Consider the following 23,234-nt stretch of genomic DNA (forward strand, 5'->3'; position numbering starts at 1 on the left):
TCTCCTATCTTCCTTATCCGATACTATCTTCTTTCGCCTTCTCAATATTGGTGTCTTCAATAATGAAATGAGGGCGACGTTTCACTTCGTAATAAATCTTCCCGATATATTCTCCAAGAATTCCGATAAAGATTAGCTGCACCCCACTAAAGAGGATGATGGCCGCAATGGTGGTGAAATACCCACTCACATAATCCCCCGGAGCAAAGATATACTTCATCAACTCAAAAGCCAAGTAAAGAATAGCCAAGCCCAGACAGATAAAGCCAAACTGGATACAAACTCGAAGAGGGCGATCGTTGAAGGAAATAATCCCTTGAATGGCATAGTTCATGGATTTCTTGAAGCCAAACTTACTCTTTCCAGCCTTGCGAAGTTCATTTTTGTAGGGGATGACTTTCTCCTTGAAGCCAATCCATTCGTACAGACCTTTATTAAAGCGGTTGTATTCTGGCATGGAGACAAAGGCGTTGATAGCCTTGCGACTAAGAAGTCTGAGCTCGGATTTCCCATCCGTCAAATGGACATCCATCGATTTGTTAGATAGGAAGTAAAAGAGACGAGCAAAGGTACTCCCCACAAAGGACTCACCGTCACGAGTCCGCTGACCACTGACAATATCGTAGCCTTCCTTGTAGGCCTCTAAAAAGAGCGGGATGAGATAAGGCGGATGTTGCAAATCACCATCCATGACCATGACCGCATCTCCCGTCGCATACTTAAAGCCAGCCAAGATACCACTCTCTCGGCCGAAGTTTCGACTAAAGCGAATATATTTGACCCGATTATTGTCTCTGGCAATTCCTGCAATCAGCTCAAAGGTCCTGTCATTGCTCCCATCATCAATATAAAGGATTTCATAATCCGAAAGATCTTTCCCAAGCATGTCTTCCAGCTGGGCCGAAATAGCTGCATGAGTCTGAGCTAGTACTAATTCCTCATTGAGTAGTGTAATGAGTATTGATAATTTCATCCCTTTTCTCCATCTATCGTTCTCCCAAAAAAGAGAGAGCTTTCGCTCTCTCCATCATACGGAAACTCTTTGTTTATTTATTAGAAATTTTTCGTTTTAACACGATCGCACCGATGAGGACAATGACTCCTGAAATTACAAGACCAGTTGCTACGACTTCACCTGTACTTGGAAGAAGTTTCTTACGACCTCCACCAGTACCACCTCCCGGTGTTGGTTCAGCGGTTTCACCAGTAGTTGGACCACCTGGAGTTGTTGTTGTCGTAGTGGTTGTTGGACGTCCTCCACCAGTCGTAGTTGTCGTAGTGGTTGTCGTCGTAGTTGACGTAGTTGTTGGTTCCTCAGTCGTCGTAGTCGACGTGGTTGTTGGTTCCTCAGTCGTCGTAGTTGACGTGGTTGTTGGTTCCTCAGTCGTCGTAGTCGACGTGGTTGATGGCTCCTCAGTCGTCGTGGTTGACGTGGTTGTTGGTTCCTCAGTCGTTGTGGTTGACGTAGTTGTTGGCTCCTCAGTCGTCGTTGACGTGGTCGTTGGTTCCTCAGTAGTGGTTGTGCTTGTTGTAGTAGTTGTAGTAGTCGTCGTGGTTGTAGTTGTTCGATCCCCACTACCGCTACCTGAAGCACTTTCCAAACGAGTCAAGGCGTTGATTGAGCGAGACTTGTCAAAATTGCTAGCTGACCATTCTAGGACATTGGCCACTTTACTTCCTTCAGGAAGTGCTGACTTCAACTCTGTTGTGTACTCAATGTACATAGCCCAGTTCCAGTTATCCCCAAAATTAATCGTGAATCCTGTAATATCACCATCAGCATTTCTGGTAAACTCGGCTTTTTTGCTAAAGTTATCAATTGGATCCAATTTAAGAAGAGCCGCCTCATTCGGAATCTTCTCTGGCTGAGTTGCATAACGAACAGCACGTAGAGAACCTTCTACTAAGACTTGTCCGCTGTCGCTGAAGTCGTCCTTGATGACCATATTGTTCAACTTGTCTTGAACCGCATTCAAGACAATACGCCATTTTATCCGCTTAGGATTTTGTGGATCTTGGTAACCATACTTCATTTCATAGTCACCAGCTTCACCATCGTCCTTGTTGTAGTTCAATGTGAAGTCAGTGCTACCAAATGTAAAGTAGTAAGTCCCCGTCTTTGGCAGGTTTGCTGCATTTGGACGGACATTGTACTTCAAGGTCATTACCTTATCTTTGTAATTCTCAGTGAAATAGTTTGTAAAGGTAATGGTCACCTTTTGCGTACTTGGATCTGTCACTGCATTGGCAATTACTTCACCATTTTCGTGTACAATCGGAAACTCTAGCTTGGTCACCAGGCCTAGTTCTTTTGGAAGATCTAAAACCAATGTGTCACCAGCATTGATCTGCTGTGAGTCAGGGAAACTAATCTCGTTTGTCGCCTCCATCGTTTGACCAGTAGTGATCTTCGTGTCGGCAGTTAACGGTTGGTTATCAACCTTAATTTCAGTTTTTATCGTATAACTGGTTACTTCAGTCGCAAAGACTGTCGTAAAAACTGTCAAGGATAAAACTAAAAGACTCATAAATGCTAAAACTCGCTTCACGCGTGCTTTTGTGGTCTGCATATTATGCTCCTTTATAAATTATTTGATTATTATTGTAACATATCTGTTTATAAATGCAAGATTTTTTAATTATTTTTCACTAATTGTTCAGTTTTTTGTCAATTCGATTTCATAGAAGAGCCAAAGACTCTCAAACACTGAAACGAAGGCTATCGTCAGCGATTCGATGCCTAGCGAAAATCGTCTTATTGTTCATGTTTTTCATTAAATTTTCACAAGCTTTTCTTGGTTTTTCAGATGTCGTTTTCATTACTTCAGGAACAAAAGAAAGCGACCTATATAAAAAAACAGTAGTCACTATGCAACTACTGCCTTCTAAAATCGTCTATTATGATGAAAATATCTCAGAAAATATGTTGATGAATGCTAATCAAACAGACGAGAGAACCGCTTTTTTACTTCACCTTCTCTAAAATATAAACGTGAGCGGACGAATACTGACTCTCCCGGTATCCTAAAGCTTCATAACCCGCTAATAATTGATTGTATTCTTCGTTTTGATCCTTTTGAGATTGAGGGATCACAATATAATCAATTGTCTGATCCGCCTTCTTATCATTGTGATAGAAAATATCAAAGAGTTTTTTATGACCTCTAAGAGATGGCGTATAGGCTCCCTCAGCTAAGATTGAAGTATCCTTTGGCAAACTTCCTAAAGTCTTTTGGATTTCGTCAAACATTTCTTTATTTTGACGGTAATATCCGATATTAAAGGACCAATTATGAGTAAAGTGGTGTAGAAGACTACCAGAAAAAATAATTCCTACTATCACGATAGCTACCGCCATTTTTTCCTGTAGGATGTTAGTTTCTTTCAAATCCTCTAATGCTAGAAGAGCCATGATGAAAACCAAAGCACCACTTCCATAACTGTATTGGAAACCAATATCATACTGATAGGACCAATTGGACAATAAGTTAATCACTATTAGTGGAAGCACAAGAAAATAAGTCGACCAACGCCGTTGGAGTAGTCCTAAGAAACATAACGGAGCAAACATTAAGAATAAATACCCTAATCTTTTGGCAGTCAGTAGCGTACTAATGACATAGCCTGGATGGAAGAATAGATTCTTAATCACCATTACCATCCCGCTTTCCCCATTGAGCAAGAATCCGTCATACCGTGAAATCATTCCTCCCTCACCATAGGCACTCAGAAAATACATGGCAAAAACGAAATAGACGATTGGCAAGACAATCTCTGTAAAGAAAAGCCATCTTTTTGTCTGTTTGGATAAATCAAATCGTTTTTGAAAAAGGAAGAACAAACCCATACTAAGTACATAGATAAAGGCATCTTCTTTCACGAACAATAGTAACATGGTCGCTAGTAGAATCTTCCATTTTTGTTCCGAAATAATAAAATAGAATACCCAAAACACTAATGGGACTAAAAAGCAATTTTCATGCAGATGAAATCCCCCTGCCGTTGTCATCACTGGCAACAACACAAACCATAAGACGGCCAAGGTATTTGTGAGATTGGAAAACTTTAATTTACGAAGGATTAATCTCAATGGGATAATCCCTGAAAAAACTACGAGCAACTGTAAAACTTCTAAAGTCTCTACATATGGGAAGAGATTATAGAATGGCAACATTAGATAAAAGATCGGTGAAATATGGACAGCAAAATGAGAGAGTACTCTATCTCTTTCTAAGGTCGTTATCGGAGTCAAATCGTGATTCATCCGTTCAAACATTTGAGAAAAGATCCCAATATCAAACGATGACAACTCATTCGTCCTCACTTTGTAAACCACTACAACAGAAAGATAAAAGACGTAAACTAGAACTAGCGAAAACACGATTGTTTGAACTATTTTTTTATGTCGCTCTAAATAGTTAAAGATTGGAAATTTGAGATAGAGGATCATAAACACAATTGAGATAATGGAGGCAATAACGACCGGCCAGATGATTGAAAGAAATCGGGTACTGGAAAGATCAACAGCATGGAAGCCAAGTACTTGATCTTGAAAATTCGAGCTTCCCAAAGTTAGTAAACGCGGTATGGCTAGCAAGATGACCGATAAATACAAATAGGAAGACTTTTCTTTATTAAACATCCCTCCTATAAACAAAATCAGAGCTAAAAGAATTAAACCCAACGATAAAAAGAAGGACATACTCTTATAAATAGCTACGAGGAGAGTCACACAAGAAAGATTCATCGTGATACTACCTATATCTGAGTTCGTCAACTTGTCATGTAAACAAATTAAGGCACCTCCCACAATAAAAAAGGTTCCCACTTTTAATATGGACAAGGGAGCGAGTGTCAAAAACAGATCCTGTGAGGTCGCACTCAACAGGTCTACTATAAGCATGGTCAAATAGGCACTGATACCGCACATAATAGCATAATCCGTTTTCGCAAACAAATCGCTAAAAACTTTTTTTATCATAAAATTCCTCCAACTGATATTTTATCATAATTTTATACTTCAAACCTAGTTTGGACTAATATTTTTGCAACCTCTCTAACCATTTGATTCCTTATATTTTCAACCCCTATCAATTTTCAGTTTCATCTTTGCATACAAAAACCGTTAGCCGAAAAGCTAACGATTTACGTTAATCTGTCACCTCAGTGATCAATCCTGTATCGACATCATAGACAGCTCCTGAGATAATGACGTCGTCTGGAATCAGTGGCGATGCTTTTAAGAGAGCAACATCCTCACGGACGCTCTCGTAGATATCTTGAAAGGGTAGGAAGTCTTGGTCTCCAACATCAACTCCCAGTTCCTTCTTCAGATGCTGACGGAAGCCTTCATTCTCAAAGGTTTGTGCTCCACAGTCTGTATGGTGCAAGACCACGATTTCTCGAGTCCCCATCTGTTGCTGTGAGATGACCAAGGAACGAATCATGTCCTCTGTCACGCGCCCACCTGCATTCCGCAAAATATGGGCATCTCCCAAAGCAAGCCCCAGTGCTGGTGCCACGTGAAGACGAGAGTCCATACAGGTCACAATGGCCACTTGCGTTTTCGGTTTGATCGGAAGATGGAGATCTCCGTGCAATTCAACATAGGCTTGATTGGCTTTTAAAAAATTCTCAAAATAGGACATTAGGAACTTCCTTTCTGGTTGGTAAAATAGTTTGAACACCAAATTATTTACACTCTATCTTACCATCTTTTTCCCAGATTGTCAGTTGTCAGCCTACATGAAAAAGGAGAGCAAAAGCAAACCGACTTCTACACTCCTTTCTTATCTTATGATCGTCTTGGTAAATAGCGATTCAGCAAGCCAGCAAAGGTTTGAAGGTTGAGACTTTGAACATAGATCTCACCAGTCCCTCTAAAGGTATTGACGACTCCCTCTCCTGTTCCGATTGATTGCCAGAAACCATTTTCCAAATGAATACGATAATCCAACGACTGGCTCCAAGCAACGACATGGGCATTATCAATCGTGATTTCTTGATTGTTTAGCTCAATTTTTTTAATAGAGCCGTAGGCATTCACCAAGAGAGTTCCCTGACCTTGGGTCGTCATGACGAAGAATCCTCCCTGACCACCAAAAAGAGCCTTACCGATTGATTGGAACTCCATTGTATAGAAGGCCGTTCCATCAAGGGCTAGAAAGGCACCATCGTTCAATCGATACTGCTTTTCACCCAAATACAGTGGTACAACCTGACCTGGTGAGTCAGGCGCCAAGGCTAGGTAAGCATTATTAGACTGGGCAAAAACCTGGGTGATAAAAGTACTTTCACCCGAAACCATTGACCGTCCAACTGCTTTTACAAAGCGTCCTACACCGGAGCCGCTGGCATTTAATTTGGTGTTGAGGGTCACATTAGGTGTATGGTAGACCATACTCCCTCGCTGAATATAAACAGTCTCACCTTGATTGAGAGATAGCTCGACCAAAGGGAACTGCACATTGTTATCTGTAAAAAATTGCATGATAATTAACCCCTATCTTTAAGTAAGTATAGACAAAGTATAGCACAGGAAAAACCTTTTTGCAAACGATTCCAAATTCTGTTAAGAAAAGACTCTTTTAAGAACCTCTCCTACAGTAGAGACAGCTATCACTTGAATGCCATTTGGGATCGCGATGCCTTGGAGAGAATTTTTTGGCGCATAAATCTTAGTGAAGCCAAGTTTAGCCGCTTCGTTGATCCGTTGCTCAATCCGAGTCACGCGACGAATCTCCCCAGTCAAGCCAATCTCACCGATAAAGGCCTCTTGAGGATTGGTTGGAAGCTCCTTGTAGCTAGAAGCAATGGCCACCGCTACGGCTAAGTCAATGGCTGGTTCGTCCAGTTTGACACCACCAGCTGACTTGAGATAGGCATCCTGATTTTGGAGAAGAAGTCCGCAACGTTTCTCTAACACAGCCATGATGAGGCTGACCCGATTAAAGTCAAGACCCGTTGTCGTCCGCTTGGCATTTCCAAATACAGTCGGTGTCACCAAGGCCTGAACTTCCGCCAAGATTGGTCTACTTCCTTCCATGGTGACGACAATGGCAGAGCCAGTCGCCCCATCCAAACGTTCTTCTAGAAAGACCTGACTGGGATTGAGGACTTCGACCAGTCCACCTGATTGCATCTCAAAGATTCCAATCTCATTGGTCGAGCCAAAGCGATTTTTCACCGCTCTCAGGATCCGGAAGGTGTGGTGGCGTTCCCCCTCAAAGTAGAGCACCGTATCCACCATGTGCTCCAGCATACGCGGGCCCGCCAAGGTTCCTTCCTTGGTCACATGACCGACGATAAAGATGGCGATGTTATTGGTTTTGGCCAGCTGCATGAGCTCAGCCGTCACCTCGCGCACCTGAGAAACCGATCCCTGTACCCCTGAAATCTCCGGAGACATAATGGTCTGGATGGAGTCGATGATAAGGAAGTTAGGCTGGATGCGTTCCACTTCCGCACGCACGCTTTGCATATTGGTCTCAGCATAGAGGTAAAACTCGCTATCGATATCCCCCAAGCGCTCTGCCCGTAACTTGATCTGCTGGGCCGACTCCTCGCCACTGACATAGAGAACTGTTCCCACTTGAGATAGTTGGGTCGATACTTGAAGGAGGAGAGTAGACTTCCCAATCCCTGGATCTCCCCCGATGAGGACGAGACTTCCTGGGACGACACCACCTCCAAGGACGCGGTTGAATTCCTCCATTTCCGTCTTGGTACGATGGACATTGATAGAGGTCACATCCGCCAGTTTCATGGGCTTGGTTTTCTCACCTGTCAAGGACACACGGGCATTCTTGACCTCGGCGACCTCAACCTCCTCGACAAAAGAAGACCAAGAACCACAGTTAGGACAGCGCCCTAGATACTTAGGTGAATTGTAGGCACAATTTTGACAAATAAATGTCGTTTTTTTCTTAGCGATAAGATACCTCTTTCTAAATCTCTATCTCACACTCAATCACTTGACAAAAATCAATCTTCTCATTTGGCACAAACTGGCGCATGAGCATTCCGTGAGTTACAATGATAATAGTTTTATAATTTTTATATTTTTCCAAAGCTCTTAAAAAACGATGACGCATCTCTAGATCAGTTTCATAGCGATAAGGAGAATCTTCAGCTAAACCTCCTTGATGTTTTAGATAATATTCATGAGCTACCAATACACTAGTTAAATCAGAGTTAGTGCCATCTAAGTCTGGACGCCACTCATGAAAAAACGGCTCCACAAATAAGTCCAATCCTGTTTCAACTGCTATATAATGTGCTGTTTCTAAAGCCCTCGTCACAGACGATGAAATAATAATCTCTGCCTTTCCAAAACATGCAGTTTTAGCAACTTCTTTTGCCAGACTGCGACCTTTTCCTGTCAATGGTGCTAAATCACGACCAAAACCACTATAGAGTTGCGGATTTTCAAGTTTATCAAGCATACTATAATCTGGCTCCCCATGACGGACAAAGATAATCTTCATCTTAGTGCCCTGTTGACCCAAATCCACCGGTCCGTACGCCATCCGCCTCATCTCCATCTGCAATTAAGAAAGGAGCAAAGACAGCCTGAACCACGCGTTCACCAACTTCAAGAATAACTTCCTGGTCGGTAATATTTTTCATCTGAGCAAAGATATGGCCTTCATTGCCTGGATTGCCATAGTAGTCTCCATCAATAACCCCCACAGAGTTGATCAAAACCAAGCCCTTCTTACGAGGATTAGAGGAACGGTCGTAAAGATAAAGCACCTCTCCAGCTTGCATATAGGCCTTGACCCCAGTTGGAACGAGGACGATCTCTCCTGGTGTAATCACTGTACGTTCTGCCACCTTTAAGTCGTAGCCAGCCGCATGGGCTGTCTCCCGTTTTGGCAGCAATTCTTGATTGGTATAGCTTGATACAAGTTCAAATCCACGAATTTTTGTCATCATGATTCCTCTTTTATTCTAAATAGTTTCTATCTCTTCTATTATACCATCACTTTGCCCTAGCGTCTCCCCTATACTACTATTCGTATTTTTTCTGACAAAGACACAAAAGCCCCCTCAAACGAGGAGACTTTTGCAGGAGATTATATGAAAAAAGTAAACTGTATCAAACAAAGTTAGGAGGTCTTTGTTGATGAGACTAGTCTACCCCTTTCTCCTTAAAAAATCCTAAAGAGTTTACAATTCTTGCAACAGATAGCGGAAGAGTTCGAGATTGCCTTTTTCTTCTTTGACTAGGAACTCTGGATGCCATTGCAAGCCGATGATGCGATGACCATCTACTGCTTCGATGGCTTCAATGGTCTGATCTCGTGGATCAATGGCAGTCACTCGAAAGTTGGGCGCCAAGTCCTTGATACTTTGGCGATGAACAGAATTGATCTGGCTAGCTTGCCCAAAGAGACGCTCCACCACACTGCCTTTTTTGGTCTCAATTGAATGAGAAGTGCCAAAAGGAAGGCCCTGCCAGTGTCCTTCCACTTCTTGATGGAGAGTCCCACCGAAGGCGACATTAACCAACTGAACCCCTCGGCAGATGGCTAGAACCGGCTTGTTTTGACGGACCGCTTCTTTTAACAAGGCCAATTCAAACTGATCACGCTCGAGATTGTAGTCGTCACTCTCAATGGCGATCTTTTCTCCATAAAAGCTAGGATGGACATTTTGTCCCCCACTGAGGATGAGCTTGTCCACTGTTTCGATGTAATCTTTGGCAAAAGATGGGTCCCCCACTGGGATGACCATAGGAAGGCCACCTACTTGCTTAATGGTTTCCGCAAATTTACAAGATACAGACGAATGGATATTTTTCCCATCTGGATCCACTGCACATAGATTGGCAGAGACTCCAACAATCGTTCTACACATGGCCTTCCCTCCTTTAATATTTCTATTCCCTATTTTATCATCCCACCCTTAGAGCGTCTAATATGTATTTTTTAAGGGCCTGATAAATATTTTTTATCACCCAAAGCAAAAAAACAGGCTTGTCTAGCAAGGCTAGAACAAAACCTGTTTTAGAGATTAATTCTCACGTTTTTTGTAAACCAAGGCACTTCCAGCAACCGCCAATGCGAGTCCTGTAGCCACTAGTCCTTCACTCATTGATTGACCAGTAGAAGGAAGAACTTCTTTTTTATCCTCTTTTGGAGGATTTGATGGAATTTCTTTTTCTGGTTTTTCAGTAGAAGGTGGTGGGGTTTTCCCTTTTGGAGGATTTGATGGAATTTCTTTTCTTGGTTTGTCAGTAGAAGGTGGTGGGGTTTTCCCTTTTGGAGGAGTCAGTTGATTGACAACATTCCCTTTATCTACTACCAAATCTGTCGCAGCAGTTAATTCCGCTGCAGAAACAGTGATTGAATCGGTTGAAAGTTGGTATCCTGCTGGAGCAGTCAATTCTTTCACCACATAATCCTTAGCCTCAAAACCTACAAATCTTACAAGACCATTGGCATCAGATGTTGCAGTCGCTTGACCTTCGCCATATGGATTCGCAACTGGTGTCACACCATCTGCTTCAAAGAGTCCGAAGACTGCTCCTGCTAGAGATTGGTAGAATGGATTTATCTTGTGAAGCTGAATGGTATAAAGCTTCAATTCTGGTTTCTCAACCACTGGTGGAGTTGGTGGAATAGCAGTGAATGGTTTATTGACTACTTTACCTTGATCAAGTACTTGATCAGTTGAAGCAATCAATTGACTAGATGAAACAGTAATCGCTTCTTCAGAAAGTTGGTATCCTGCTGGAGCAGTGATTTCTTTCACTACATAATCCTTTGCTTCAAGTCCTGTAAAGGTCACAAGACCGTTAGCATCGGATGTCGCTGTCGCTTGACCTTCGCCATATGGATTTGCAACTGGTGTCACACCATCTGCTTCAAAGAGTCCAAAGACTGCTCCTGCCAAGGCTTTGCCTTCATTGTTAACTTTGTGCAATTGAATGCTGTAGAGAGTCAATTCCGGTTTCTCAACTACTGGCGGAGTTGGTGGGATTTCAGTAAACGGTTGGTTCACCACATTTCCTTTATCCACTACCAAGTCTGTCGCAGCGCTCAATTCTGTTGCAGAGACAGCGATTGAAGCAGTTGATAGTTGGTAACCTTCTGGTGCTGTCAATTCTTTCACTACATAATTCTTAGCCTCAAAGCCTACAAAGCTTACAAGACCATTAGCATCAGATGTCGCTGTCGCTTGACCTTCGCCATAAGGGTTGGCAACTGGTGTGCTACCATCCGCTTCAAAGAGTCCAAAGACTGCTCCCGCTAAAGCTCGACCTTCACCATTCACCTTGTGAAGCTGAATCGTATAAAGCTTAGCTTCTGGTTTTTCAACGACTGGTGGTGTTGGTGGGATTTCACTTGTGACAAAGGTATTGGTGAAGGATGTCTTCGCACCATATGCCACTGTAGCCTTGATGGTATTGCTTGCATCATCTTTCGTAACAGTTACTGTAACTTCGATGCTCGCTTGGTCGTAGGTCATTCCTTTTTCTTGAGATTGAGGGATTACTTCCTTAATCGTGTAGTGGAAAGTTTTTCCTGCATCTTCTTGTGAATAAGAAATTTCGTCAAATGCTACAGAACCATCTGCTGCATTTTGTTTTGTTTGAAGAACTTCTCCAGCTTCATCCAACAAGTTAAAACTGAATTCGCCATCTTTTAGGTCACGACCTTCTAAAATCTTGCTGGCTGAAATCTGAGCTTTTGCTGGACTTGGAGCTGAGTAAGTATTTGCAAAGACCTTGCTTTCTGGATAGACAACTGTTGCTTTTAGGTTGTCTCCATCTTTAGTTACCTGAACGGTTACTTGTTTTTCGGCTGTATCGTATGTGATACCTGGTACGTTCCCCTTGACTTCCTTCACAGTGTAAGTGTGTTCACCTTCTGCTGTGTAAGAAATCGCATCAAAGCTTACTTTACCAGCTTTGTTGGTAACAGTTTGAAGCTTGTTAGCTCCTTCGTACAATTCAAAACTAAATTCGCCATCTACCAAGTCACGACCTGTCAACTCTTTCGTCAACTCAATTGTTGCAGTCGTTGCGTTTGGTGTGAAGGCATTAGTAAATGTTTTGCTTTCTGGATAGACGACTTCTGCCTTCAAGGCATCTCCATCACGAGTAACTTTAACAGTCACTTGTTTTTCAGAAGCATCGTAAGCAATCGTAGCATTGTCCCCTTTGACCTCTTTAACAGTGTAAGTGTGTTCACCTTCTGCTGTGTAAGAGATAGCATCAAAGGTTACTTTGCCAGATTTGTTGGTAACAGTTTGAAGTTTGTTTGCACCTTCGTACAACTCAAAACTAAACTCACCGTCTACCAATTCACGACCTGTCAACTCTTTAGACAACTCAATTGTTGCAGTCGTTGCGTTTGGTGTGAAGGCATTGGTAAATGTTTTGTTTTCTGGATAGACGACTTCTGCCTTCAAGGCATTTCCATCACGAGTAACTTTAACAGTCACTTGTTTTTCAGCTGTGTCGTAAGCAATAGTGGCATTATCGCCTTTGACCTCTTTCACAGTGTAAGTGTGTTCACCTTCTGCTGTGTAAGAGATAGCATCAAAGGTTACTTTGCCAGATTTGTTGGTAACAGTTTGAAGCTTGTTAGTACCTTCGTACAATTCAAAGCTAAACTCACCGTCTACCAAGTCACGACCTGTCAACTCTTTCGTCAACTCAATTGTTGCAGTTGTTGCGTTTGGTGTGAAGGCATTGGTAAATGTTTTGCTTTCTGGATAGACGACTTCTGCCTTCAAGGCATCTCCATCACGAGTGACTTTAACAGTCACTTGTTTTTCAGAGGCATCGTAAGTAATAGTGGCATCATTACCTTTGACTTCTTTTACAGTGTATGTATGTTCACCTTCTGCTGTGAACTCAATCGGTTCGAATGTAATTTTCCCACTTTGGTTAGTCGTTGTTTGAAGCTTGTTTTCACCTTCGTACAATTCAAAGCTAAACTCGCCGTCTACCAAGTCACGACCTGTAAGATTTTTATCCAGCTCGATAGTAGCTTGAGTTTTGGCTGGCTTCTCTTTCTTGTTTACAATTGTTTTGCTAACAGGTTTCGTTGGTGTCGTAAATTCACTAGCTTCAACAATTGTATCTTCTGCCAACCCATAGCCTTCCGGAGCTTGAATTTCTTTGATGATGTATTTGTCACGAAGGATGTTCTTGACAGTAAATTCACCGTTCGCATCTGACTCGAATTCACCAATCACTTGACCAGTTGCTTGTCGAACAACTTGGAATTTTGCTCCTTTAAGAGGTCTGTTTTGTTCGTCTACCTTAGTAACTTTAATACTAAATTCGTAACCAATACCTTCACCACCAGCAATTTGGATTTTCACTGTACTATTTGATGAGTATTCATCCTTATTGCTTCCCTTGATAGTAGCTTGGTTAAGAATTTTTTCACCATCAACAACAGCATAGTTTACATCTGTCCCATATTCAATAGCAAATTGATCATCAGCAGCAATATTACCTAGATTAATAGAAAATGAATTTCCATTAATATTCACTGTATAGTCAGCGGTAACATCTTTTGCGTTTTTGAGTTCCCATTTACCATTGTTATATTCCCAAGTTCCTTTTTTAATCTTGAAACTTCCTGGCTTGTAGGTGATACCTGGCGATTTCAAGGTATCTGTAACAACAGCATCATTAATGACTTCATTCGTTCTGTTTACAGAAATTCGGAAGCCAAGCTCTTTGTTTCCTTTTTCGCTCCAACCCGATTTAATGATAGAGTAGCGGTTACCTCCACCGATTGTCCCACTTGTAACTTTTCCTGTGAATTTCACTTTATCATTTACAGAAACCTTAACTGGAACCTCTCCATCATTTGGAGATTTTACTTTATTAACTTGAGCATAGAAGAAAAATGAACCTGAAACATCATTTTTTTCTTCCACAAATTTTGTAAAGGTCAAGATAATTTTACCAGTCGCAGCGTCAACCTTTGCATTAGCGATCAATTTACCAGTAATTGAGTCATTAATCTCAAAATCTTGAGATTTGATATCTATTGGAGAGGCAACGCTAACTTCTGTGGTATCTCCAGCTTTAACATTTTTTCCCTCCAAAGCAAACTTTGCATTCAGACGAAAACTATCGTATCGACCAACCGGTCCTGTCAAAGCTTCACCTTTATCATTTTGAATCTTTACATCCGTGATGACATCCACTTTTTTTGACGTTTCTGCATTTACAATTTTTGAAAAAAGCGTAAAGCTTACCATCAACAATGAAAGCGTCATCAATAGATATATTGCCAACTTTTTCATTTTTTCTCCCCTTATATTCATAATAATAAGTGAAATTATTATACCACAAACTAGTAGTAATGCAACTATAAAGTAACATTTTTTATTTAGTTTCCTTCCAAAATGAATTGTCTTCACAAAACAATTGATAGTTATACAAGTTTTTTTGCCTATATTATGTTAAAATAGAGAGAAGAATAAGATCATTCTTCAAGGCTCTCTTGGAGCGTTTTTGAAGATGCAAGTCCTAGATTTCTAGACTTGCTTGAAAATAGATATAGAAATGGAAGATACAATGGAAAAACAAACCGTTGCAGTATTGGGTCCTGGTTCATGGGGAACAGCCCTTTCACAAGTCCTCAATGATAACGGCCATGAAGTCCGTCTCTGGGGAAATATCCAAGAACAGATCGATGAAATTAACACCAATCATACCAATCAGCGCTATTTTAAAGATATCGTTATTAGTGATCAGATTACCGCTACGACCGATCTGAAAGCAGCCTTGGACAGTGTAGATGCCATCCTCTTTGTGGTTCCGACTAAGGTAACCCGCTTGGTAGCTAAACAAGTCGCTGAGACTCTGGACCATCCTGTCAAAGTCATGCACGCGTCCAAAGGTTTAGAACCAAACAGTCACAAACGGATTTCTCAGATCTTAGAAGAGGAAATCCCTGCTTCTCTCCGTAGCGAGATTGTGGTCGTATCTGGGCCAAGTCATGCTGAAGAAACCATCGTTCGTGATATTACTCTGATTACAGCAGCTTCTAAGGATTTAGAAACAGCTCGTTACGTTCAAGAACTCTTTAGCAACCACTACTTCCGTCTCTATACCAATACAGATGTGATTGGGGTAGAAACGGCTGGAGCTTTGAAAAATATTATCGCTGTTGGTGCTGGAGCCCTCCATGGACTCGGCTTTGGGGACAATGCCAAGGCTGCCATCATCACACGTGGACTAGCTGAAATTACCCGTCTAGGTGTTAAACTAGGTGCCAGCCCCTTAACCTATAGTGGACTATCCGGAGTTGGGGACCTGATCGTGACAGGGACTTCCATCCACTCTCGGAACTGGCGAGCTGGGGATGCCCTCGGTCGCGGTGAAAAACTGGAAGATATCGAAGCCAACATGGGCATGATCATCGAAGGGATTTCAACCACTAAGGCTGCCTACGAACTGGCTCAAGAGCTAGACGTCTACATGCCAATCACACAAGCCATCTACCAAGTAATTTATGAAGGGCAAGATATTCGTGAAGCCATCAACTTCATGATGAGCAACGAATTTAAAGAAGAAAATGAGTGGAACTAAGGAATTCTTCCTTCCCAATCAGATCAACAACCAATCATTCTTCAGTTAGAAAGGAATTATTATGACAAAAGTTAGAAAAGCAGTCATTCCTGCGGCTGGACTTGGAACTCGTTTCCTACCTGCTACTAAAGCCCTGGCCAAAGAAATGCTGCCAATCGTGGATAAGCCAACCATCCAATTCATCGTTGAGGAAGCCCTTAAGGCTGGCATCGAGGATATTCTCGTTGTCACTGGTAAATCAAAACGTTCGATCGAAGACCACTTCGACTCAAACTTTGAACTTGAGTACAACCTCAAGGAAAAAGGGAAAAATGACCTGTTGAAACTGGTCGATGAAACTACCGGGATGCGCCTCCACTTCATTCGTCAAAAACATCCGAACGGCCTTGGAGATGCTGTCCTTCAGGCGAAGGCCTTCGTTGGGAATGAGCCTTTCGTCGTGATGCTGGGTGATGACCTCATGGATATCACAGATGATACAGCGACTACGCTCACCAAGCAATTGATGAATGACTACGATGAGACACATGCTTCAACCATTGCTGTCATGAAAGTTCCCCATGAAGAAGTTTCTTCCTACGGTGTCATTGCTCCTCAAGGGGAAGGCATCAACGGACTCTATAGCGTTGAAACCTTTGTCGAAAAACCGGCACCTGAAGAGGCACCGAGTGACCTTGCCATTATCGGTCGCTACTTATTGACTCCAGAAATCTTCCAGATTTTGGAAAACCAAAAACCAGGCGCTGGAAATGAAATCCAATTAACGGATGCCATTGATACCTTAAACAAGACCCAACGAGTATTTGCCCGTGAATTTAAGGGCAGACGCTACGATGTGGGGGACAAGTTTGGTTTTATGAAAACATCTATTGATTATGCCTTGCAACACCCACAGGTTAAAGATGATCTCAAACAATACATCATTGATCTTGGAAAAAAATTAGAAACATCTGAACAAACTTCGGACTAGATCATATACGAATCTGAAGGATGCAAAAGAGACTGACCATATGGTGTAAGTGGTTCGCCACTCTACAAAATGGTCAATCTCTTTTTTCTTGTAAAAAAGAAGAGAGTGGGACAGAAATCGGTCATTCGTTAGAATTCGATTTCGTCGTCCCACCTCTGCATAATTGAGAGGCTAGGACTTTTGTCCCAGCCTCCTCTTTCATTTATTCTCTTGTTTATCTATTTTTTAAGGATGAACATTGTAAGAATAATTTGTATTTGGGTAAGTCTCAATTTCACCTGGATTGAAATTAGAACCGAAGCGATTATTGTTGTTTACACTGTTTCCTGCTACAGGAGCTTCAGCTGGAGCTTGAACAGTTTCTTCAGGCTTCACAGGAGTTTCTACTTTAGGAGATACAACTGGTTGTTTATCCTTGTTAGCAGCATAGCCAAAGCGATTGTTTGGATTTCCTTCTGCATTTGCTGGGATATCCTTATTAGAAGGGGTAGCCCTATAATAAGAAGCAGGAATTTCAATTTTTGTAATATTTCCGTCAACTTGTGGTTTTTCTGGAACTTTTGGTGTGTCTGGTTTCTTAGGCTCTTTAGGATCTTTAGACTCTTCAGGATCTTTATAATTATCTGGTTTAGAAGCACGATAAGGATCTGACTTGCGTCCAGCTGCCTCTAATTGTTTTTCCATTAATCTTTCATAATCTTTGAAGTGTTGGAAAAGGCGATCAGACAAGTCAAGGGCATCTTTCGTTACTTTATCTTCAGCAGCTTTTGCAGCTTCCGGTTGATCTTTTAGTGAATAATATTCAATATCCTTCTTCTCTTGATCAGCAATAAATCCTTTTTCTAGTGCTTTCCAATGTTCTTGGACGGTTTTTCCAAAGATATCTTGGTTGTTGATTGCCATGTTGTCAATATGCCAAACAGTCCAATACCAAGAATTTGGATCATAGGTTTCTGTTTGTGGTTTAAAGACTTCATGGGTGTCTTTCACATTTCCATAGAATGGGACATATGGAGTGTTCCGTGATGGTCCCATTCCTAGCCAAACTGTACCACCAAATGATTTTGGTAGTTTTGGATTAATTTGATAGACATGGGCATCGATAACATTTTCATTCCCTAGTGCATATTTGTATTGATCCTTGCGAACTGTGTCGTTTGCGCCATTGTCACCTTGTTTCTTGACACCGATTTGATCGTCCGGTACGAAGCGTCCATTTAAGTGTTCAAAGCGATTCCGTTGCATAGCAAAGGCATCTTCTAAAGTAAATTTCTTATTTGGATCAGTTGGAGAACGGAAGAGTTCGTATTCATCATCCTCGTAAGTCACTTTAGACTCTGGATCAAGTACTGTAATCCCAGCATAAGTCCGAGAACGGTCCCCTTCTGCATATTTTTCAGGTCCGTAAGATTTAGCAATATGGAAGTTGCCATCTTTATCAGTCTTGTAACTTCCTGATTCTTTAGCTACTTTTTCAACATCTTTTGAAGCAATCACATTTTCCTTATCATTCAAATCAACATGACCGAGGTAATAAGTATTTGCAAAGACTGCGTATTTATCTTCTGGTACCTTCACCGCTACATATTGGTGACCTGAAAGAATTTCCATATACCATGTCTCATTTTGGTCAGCAACTACAACTGTATTTCCTTCAGCTGATCCCTTTTCTTCGATAACTTTTCCAAGTAATTCGATTGCTTCACGAGCTGTTTTTGCACGAGGTAAGATTACGTCAAGCATTGCAGCTTCTGGAAGTCCATCTTCTTTTAGTGGATCTTTTTCTAATACCTTTTTATTTGGAATTGCTGTAACAGTGGCAGTCATGGAAACACCCGCTTCGTTAAAGCCATGTTCCCCAAATGCACCATTGCTACCATCTCCACGAGCGGAATCATAAGCAGCTGTGTATTTCATTTCGCTGGCAGCATGAGGATAGGTGAAACCATTGGATTCGTCCTGAATTTTGTCCCCTTCCTTATAATTCTTGGCATCAACAACAACATAGTTTTTGTTGTGTTTTCCGCCATTTGGATAATAAGGATAGTCCTCGGTCCGACCAAACAGGGTGGTACCATCCTTGGTCAACTGACGTCCAATGATAAATCCACAACAAGCCTCAACAGCTTGAAACGGAAGGAGCAATATAGCCATCGCTACTAACGAGAGCTTAATCAACCATTTTTTCATTGCAAATCTCCTTTTATTTAATATTTTATCCATTTTATGAATGGATAAGAAAGATATTTACAATTGTTAGTTTACTCCTTTTCAATCCTTTTTGCAAGCGCTTTCTCATGTTGTCTTTATTCACTTTTCGAGCAACTTTTTGAGTGTAGCTGCTTGTTTTTGGATTTTATATACAAAAAAACTGAGACTTCACTCAGTTTTCAGATAATTTACAAATTCGTTACAAATCATAAAAAGGGATGAGCAAGTAAAGGCCAAGAATAAAGAAGAATGGCTCCAGCTGTGTAAAGGACTACGGCTCCCCAGCGCCAGCTTTTTTTCACGCTATCTTGCTCACCATAGACCGGAAAGACAACGGCTAGAATCCCTCCTCCTATCAGGCCTCCTAAGTGACCGGCTAGACTAATCCCTGGCATGAAGCTAAAGAGGAGATTGATCAAAATCAAGGAGGTATAACGTTGGCCCAGATAGCGAATATAGGGACTACGGGCGATAAAACGTAAACTGACAATAGCACCAAAGATACCAAACAAGGCTGTCGAAGCCCCAGCTGCGACGACTTCTGGAGAAAAGACCAAGACAAAAAGATTGCCCATCAAGCCGGATAAGAGGTAGAGGGCTAAAAAGGCCTTCGAGCCAAATAAATCTTCTGCGATTCTTCCGATAAAATAGAGGATAACCATGTTCAAAACAAAGTGTTGCAAGCCAACATGAACAAACATGGCAGCAAGCAAACGCCAGCTCTGGCTCGGATCTACCTGGATTTCATCTCCTAGGACACCTCCAAAATCGTAGACAGTCTGGACCGATTCATAGTCAAAGCCACGAAGTAATAACATGGATAGAAAAACGCCGGTTGTTAATAGAAGCAAGCTACTGGTCACTGGGTATTTCTTATCAAATAGTTGATTCATCCACAAGAACCTCCTGTACTGGGATATCATGGGAAGCCGGTGAAAAGTCTACTTCTTGGCAAGCATAGATGGTGCTGACAGTCGCTCCGTCGAAATCTGCCAAATAGCGATCGTAATAGCCTCCTCCATAGCCCAGCCGGTAGCCATCCTTTTGAAAGGCCACTCCAGGAACATGGATCAGGTCAATCTCCGACTGATCTATTGCTTGGCTCCCCTCCTCTGGTTCCAAGAGGCCAAAGGATGTTTGTTTCAACTTCTGCGAATCATAGACTACAAATTCCATACGTCCTTTTGGATAGGTTTTCGGAATGACGACCTGCTTGCCATCGGCTTGAGCTGCGTCAATCAGAAAACTCGTATCCACCTCATGCGGGAAGGACAAATAGGTCGCTATCACACTTGCTTCTTGGTAAGCTGGCAAAGAGCGCAACCGCTGGATTAAGGACTGATCGGCAACCCGTTTGATTTCCGGCTCCAATCCTTTCATCTTCTTCAACACACTTTTTCGAATACTTGCTTTCATTTCCATCTCTCTTTATTGGTTGGCTTTCATTTGTAAGAAAGGACTAATGGCTTTGACACCAAAGTGCAGGGCTTCTTCCTTGGGACTCATCTGAGGATGATGGAGGGCATAAGGACTATCCACTCCCAACCAGAACATGGCTCCATCCACTTTTGACAAGAGGTAACCGAAATCTTCTCCAGTCATTGCGGGCAGGATATCAATCAGGGCCACATCTTCTGCTTGATCAAAGAAGGTCATCAGTTCATCTGCCAAGTCCGGATTGTTTTCCACCGGCAAATAGCCCCCTTGCTTAAGTTCAAAATCTAGCTCCATATCAAAAGCATCTGCAACCCCTCTCGCAATCGTCTCGAGTCGCTTCTGAGTCAAGAGGTTCATTTCCATGGTCAGGGTCCGAATCGTCCCATGCAGAAAGACCGTCTCCGCAATGACATTATTGGTCGTTCCCGCATGCATGGAACCGAAGGTCACAACTGCTCCCTCGATAGGATCGACATTTCGGCTGACAATGGTTTGAACCTGGGTGACAAAATAGCTGGCAGCGACTAGGGCATCCTTGGCTTCATGGGGAAAGGCGGCGTGCCCGCCCTTACCTTTAAACGTAATTTTCACCTCACAGGTCCCTGCAAAGAGCGTCCCCCGATTGGTCGCAATCTCGCCTACCTTTAAGTCTGGACGGACATGGAGGCCGTAGAATTGATCAGGCAACCAATCTCCAAAGGCCCCATCCTCATACATGAGCATGCCTCCAGCTTCATTTTCCTCAGCAGGCTGAAAGAGGAACAAGAGATTGTTCTTCGGTTGTACTTGGACCAGTTGCTCCAACAAGCCCAAGGCCAGCGTCATATGGACATCATGGCCACAGGCATGCATCCGACCTTCGTGGCGGGAGGCAAAGTCAAGACCAGTCTGCTCAACAATAGGCAGTCCATCGATATCCGTCCGCCAGCCAATGGTCTTTTCGGGATTGGAACCTTTCAGAAAAACCATGATCCCCGTCCGCCAGGTCCGTTGCTCGACGAATTCTTTTCCCTCGGTGATTTCTGCGATGCGCTCCAAGAGATAGGCTTGTGTTTTAAATTCTTCTAGTCCAATTTCCGGGATTTGATGCAGGTCCTGCCGAATTCTTACTAAATCAAGTGTCATATCAGTCTTCCTCTTTTGAGAAGAAGCCGAGGTATCCCCCAGCTTCCTACTTCTATATTCTCTTAAAGGTTACGCAAGGCATCCTCAAGTGCGGTTTTTTGTTGCGTCTGTTCGTCAATCTTCTTGATCACGCGCGCAGGTACACCGGCTACCACTACATTTTCAGGCACATCTTGGGTAACAATCGCACCCGCCGCTACGACGGAGCCATTACCAACTTGAACCCCTTCGATGACGACGGCATTGGCTCCCACCAAGACGTTATCCCCGATTCGGACTGGTTCTGCAGAGGCTGGCTCAATCACACCGGCAAGGACTGCTCCTGCTCCGATATGGCTGTTTTTACCAACCGTTGCACGGCCACCAAGAATAGCTCCCATATCGATCATGGTTCCCGCACCAATTTCAGCCCCGATATTGATGACGGCTCCCATCATGATTACCGCATTGTCTTCAATGGTCACCTGGTCTCGAATGATCGCACCCGGTTCAATCCGGGCATTCAAATAACGCTTGTCTAGCAAAGGCACTGCCGAATTACGCCCATCTTGCTCTACGATATAGTCTTTGTTTTCTGTTAGGTTAGCAAGAAGGGGCTCAATCTCTTTCCAGTCTCCAAATAGGACATTACCTAGTTTTACAACGGATGCTGGAAGAGATCCTACCAATTCCCCTTCGAAGGTTACTTTTACATTGGTTTTCTTTTCTGCATTTCCGATAAAGGCGATAATCTCTTGTGCAGTCATTTTTTGTGCAGTCATGGCGATACCTCTTGTTCTATGTAGTCAGTCCTCTAGGAAGATAGGCTCCTTTTAAACTCTTTGATTTTACTATTATAGCATAATTTTAAGAGTCCTTTAAATCACTGGCAGATGAAGTAATCTTAAGATCCTAATGTATCTTTGTACTATCTCCCAAAATCATGCTATGGTTTCTTTTTAACAGCTATTCCTTTTAGATACCACTGCTCAGAGTTTTCCTCGAAATTTAGGGAAACTTGTTCGTTATCTACTGTTGAATAGGAGAGGGTGCAGGAGTATACTTTCTGAGAAGATGAGATGGAAAAATGCGTGACTTGAGGAGTTCCCATTTGAGAAATAACGTCATGAATTTCCTGTCCATCTTGAGAAAAGAGAGCTCTAAATTCTTCTGTTGTTTTAGTTGGTTCTTCCAAAGATGTAGCGTAATATCCCATATAGATATTAGTGACCCTATACTTATCGTCATGCCCCAATAAATTAAAACTGACATTTCCACGATTATCCGGTAGTTCATATTGTAAAGTGATTCCCCGATTGTCTGCACTTACATCAGAAAAATAACCTCGTTTAGCTTTTCCATACTGATTCACAAGTTCTTCTGCGGTCACATTGGATAATTTATTTTTTCGACTGAGAACCAATAACTCGTCTAAATTAAAGGCACGAATCCCATTCTCCCCATCTATATAGGGAGAATTATCGGCAGTCAATTGTCCCGATTTCTTATCTGACTCACTCTTCTCTTCCTTTGTTGAGCTAGAAGATTCTGATGTTTGGCTTGAGGAGGCAGATGATGAGCTAGAGGATGCCGAACTGATAGAATGACGGTCCTGTTTCTTACTTACAGGGGTAGCCTGCTCTGTCTTTTGGGAAGATTGACTCACATAGCCAATGACCCCAATGATAAAACTAAAGAGAAGAACCAACCCCACTCCAGCTGCTAGAAGCGAACCAAAACGAGGCAAGCCTGCTCCTCGAAAAGCATCCTCACGGACGCTTCTCTTCACCCCTTTTTGATAGCTCCGAAGACTGGGACTCTCAAAAGCTTCTCCTTCAGGCCCACGATCCGAAAAGACCTCAGACACTTCCCGATTCCTACTTGGGAACCTAGACCATTCTCTTTGAATCTGTCTACCTTTTTCCATTCCATTTTCCCTTC

18 protein-coding genes are annotated in these 23,234 nt (G+C 42.4%); 2 read left to right on the plus strand and 16 right to left on the minus strand.

Annotated elements, in window-relative coordinates; genetic code table 11:
* Positions 1-13: 13 nt before the first annotated feature.
* From pgfS to EL081_RS10165, 10 genes are all read right to left on the minus strand, one after another.
* A complete protein-coding gene (gene pgfS, locus EL081_RS09210; RefSeq protein ID WP_126404917.1) occupies positions 14-973 on the minus strand; it encodes a glycosyltransferase PgfS in 960 nt (319 codons plus the stop codon).
* A gap of 73 nt (positions 974-1,046) precedes the next feature.
* Positions 1,047-2,570, minus strand: coding sequence for an LPXTG cell wall anchor domain-containing protein (locus EL081_RS09215; RefSeq protein ID WP_126404918.1), 1,524 nt, complete (start codon positions 2,568-2,570; stop codon positions 1,047-1,049).
* Positions 2,571-2,965: 395 nt separating this feature from the next.
* A complete protein-coding gene (locus EL081_RS09220) occupies positions 2,966-4,981 on the minus strand; it encodes a DUF2079 domain-containing protein (RefSeq protein ID WP_232011419.1) in 2,016 nt (671 codons plus the stop codon).
* Positions 4,982-5,150: 169 nt separating this feature from the next.
* The gene (locus EL081_RS09225; RefSeq protein WP_023024580.1) at positions 5,151-5,648 is read right to left on the minus strand and encodes a beta-class carbonic anhydrase; all 498 of its coding nucleotides are present in this window, start codon (positions 5,646-5,648) and stop codon (positions 5,151-5,153) included.
* Positions 5,649-5,794: 146 nt separating this feature from the next.
* Positions 5,795-6,490, minus strand: a complete 696-nt coding sequence (locus EL081_RS09230) for a TIGR00266 family protein (RefSeq protein WP_023024583.1) — start codon at positions 6,488-6,490, stop codon at positions 5,795-5,797.
* 81 nt (positions 6,491-6,571) lie between these two features.
* A complete protein-coding gene (gene radA / locus EL081_RS09235; RefSeq protein ID WP_126404919.1) occupies positions 6,572-7,933 on the minus strand; it encodes a DNA repair protein RadA in 1,362 nt (453 codons plus the stop codon).
* Positions 7,934-7,946: 13 nt separating this feature from the next.
* On the minus strand, positions 7,947-8,486 hold the full coding sequence (locus EL081_RS09240; protein ID WP_126404920.1) for a histidine phosphatase family protein: 540 nt from the start codon (positions 8,484-8,486) through the stop codon (positions 7,947-7,949).
* A gap of 1 nt (position 8,487) precedes the next feature.
* On the minus strand, positions 8,488-8,934 hold the full coding sequence (locus tag EL081_RS09245; RefSeq protein WP_126405079.1) for a dUTP diphosphatase: 447 nt from the start codon (positions 8,932-8,934) through the stop codon (positions 8,488-8,490).
* A gap of 237 nt (positions 8,935-9,171) precedes the next feature.
* Complete coding sequence (locus tag EL081_RS09250; RefSeq protein WP_125329260.1) at positions 9,172-9,861, minus strand: gamma-glutamyl-gamma-aminobutyrate hydrolase family protein; 690 nt, start codon at positions 9,859-9,861, stop codon at positions 9,172-9,174.
* Positions 9,862-10,017: 156 nt separating this feature from the next.
* Positions 10,018-14,280, minus strand: coding sequence for a Spy0128 family protein (locus tag EL081_RS10165; protein ID WP_232011418.1), 4,263 nt, complete (start codon positions 14,278-14,280; stop codon positions 10,018-10,020).
* Between the two features lie 274 nt (positions 14,281-14,554).
* On the opposite strand from EL081_RS10165, the gene EL081_RS09270 reads away from it, so the two are divergent.
* Both EL081_RS09270 and galU read left to right on the plus strand, forming a co-directional pair.
* The gene (locus tag EL081_RS09270) at positions 14,555-15,571 is read left to right on the plus strand and encodes an NAD(P)H-dependent glycerol-3-phosphate dehydrogenase (protein WP_117744778.1); all 1,017 of its coding nucleotides are present in this window, start codon (positions 14,555-14,557) and stop codon (positions 15,569-15,571) included.
* Between the two features lie 61 nt (positions 15,572-15,632).
* A complete protein-coding gene (galU, locus tag EL081_RS09275; protein WP_126404921.1) occupies positions 15,633-16,541 on the plus strand; it encodes a UTP--glucose-1-phosphate uridylyltransferase GalU in 909 nt (302 codons plus the stop codon).
* A 225-nt stretch (positions 16,542-16,766) separates the two neighbouring features.
* On the opposite strand, the gene EL081_RS09280 is transcribed toward galU, so the two are convergent.
* The 6 genes from EL081_RS09280 to EL081_RS09305 form a co-directional block, all read right to left on the minus strand.
* On the minus strand, positions 16,767-18,731 hold the full coding sequence (locus EL081_RS09280) for a C69 family dipeptidase (RefSeq protein WP_126404922.1): 1,965 nt from the start codon (positions 18,729-18,731) through the stop codon (positions 16,767-16,769).
* A 227-nt stretch (positions 18,732-18,958) separates the two neighbouring features.
* Positions 18,959-19,645 (minus strand): rhomboid family intramembrane serine protease, encoded by a 687-nt coding sequence (locus tag EL081_RS09285; RefSeq protein ID WP_126404923.1) that lies wholly within the window; start codon positions 19,643-19,645, stop codon positions 18,959-18,961.
* Positions 19,629-20,168: a 5-formyltetrahydrofolate cyclo-ligase gene (locus EL081_RS09290; protein ID WP_126404924.1), complete on the minus strand. Its 540-nt coding sequence runs from the start codon at positions 20,166-20,168 to the stop codon at positions 19,629-19,631. Before EL081_RS09290 ends, EL081_RS09285 begins: the two co-directional genes overlap by 17 nt.
* 12 nt (positions 20,169-20,180) lie before the next feature.
* Positions 20,181-21,314, minus strand: a complete 1,134-nt coding sequence (locus EL081_RS09295; RefSeq protein ID WP_126404925.1) for an N-acetyldiaminopimelate deacetylase — start codon at positions 21,312-21,314, stop codon at positions 20,181-20,183.
* A gap of 62 nt (positions 21,315-21,376) precedes the next feature.
* The gene (dapD, locus tag EL081_RS09300) at positions 21,377-22,075 is read right to left on the minus strand and encodes a 2,3,4,5-tetrahydropyridine-2,6-dicarboxylate N-acetyltransferase (protein ID WP_126404926.1); all 699 of its coding nucleotides are present in this window, start codon (positions 22,073-22,075) and stop codon (positions 21,377-21,379) included.
* A 164-nt stretch (positions 22,076-22,239) separates the two neighbouring features.
* Positions 22,240-23,220 (minus strand): hypothetical protein, encoded by a 981-nt coding sequence (locus EL081_RS09305; RefSeq protein ID WP_126404927.1) that lies wholly within the window; start codon positions 23,218-23,220, stop codon positions 22,240-22,242.
* Positions 23,221-23,234 lie beyond the last annotated feature (14 nt).

Origin of the sequence: Streptococcus viridans, from assembly GCF_900636365.1 — a bacterium.
Taxonomy (GTDB): Bacteria; Bacillota; Bacilli; order Lactobacillales; family Streptococcaceae; genus Streptococcus; species Streptococcus viridans_A.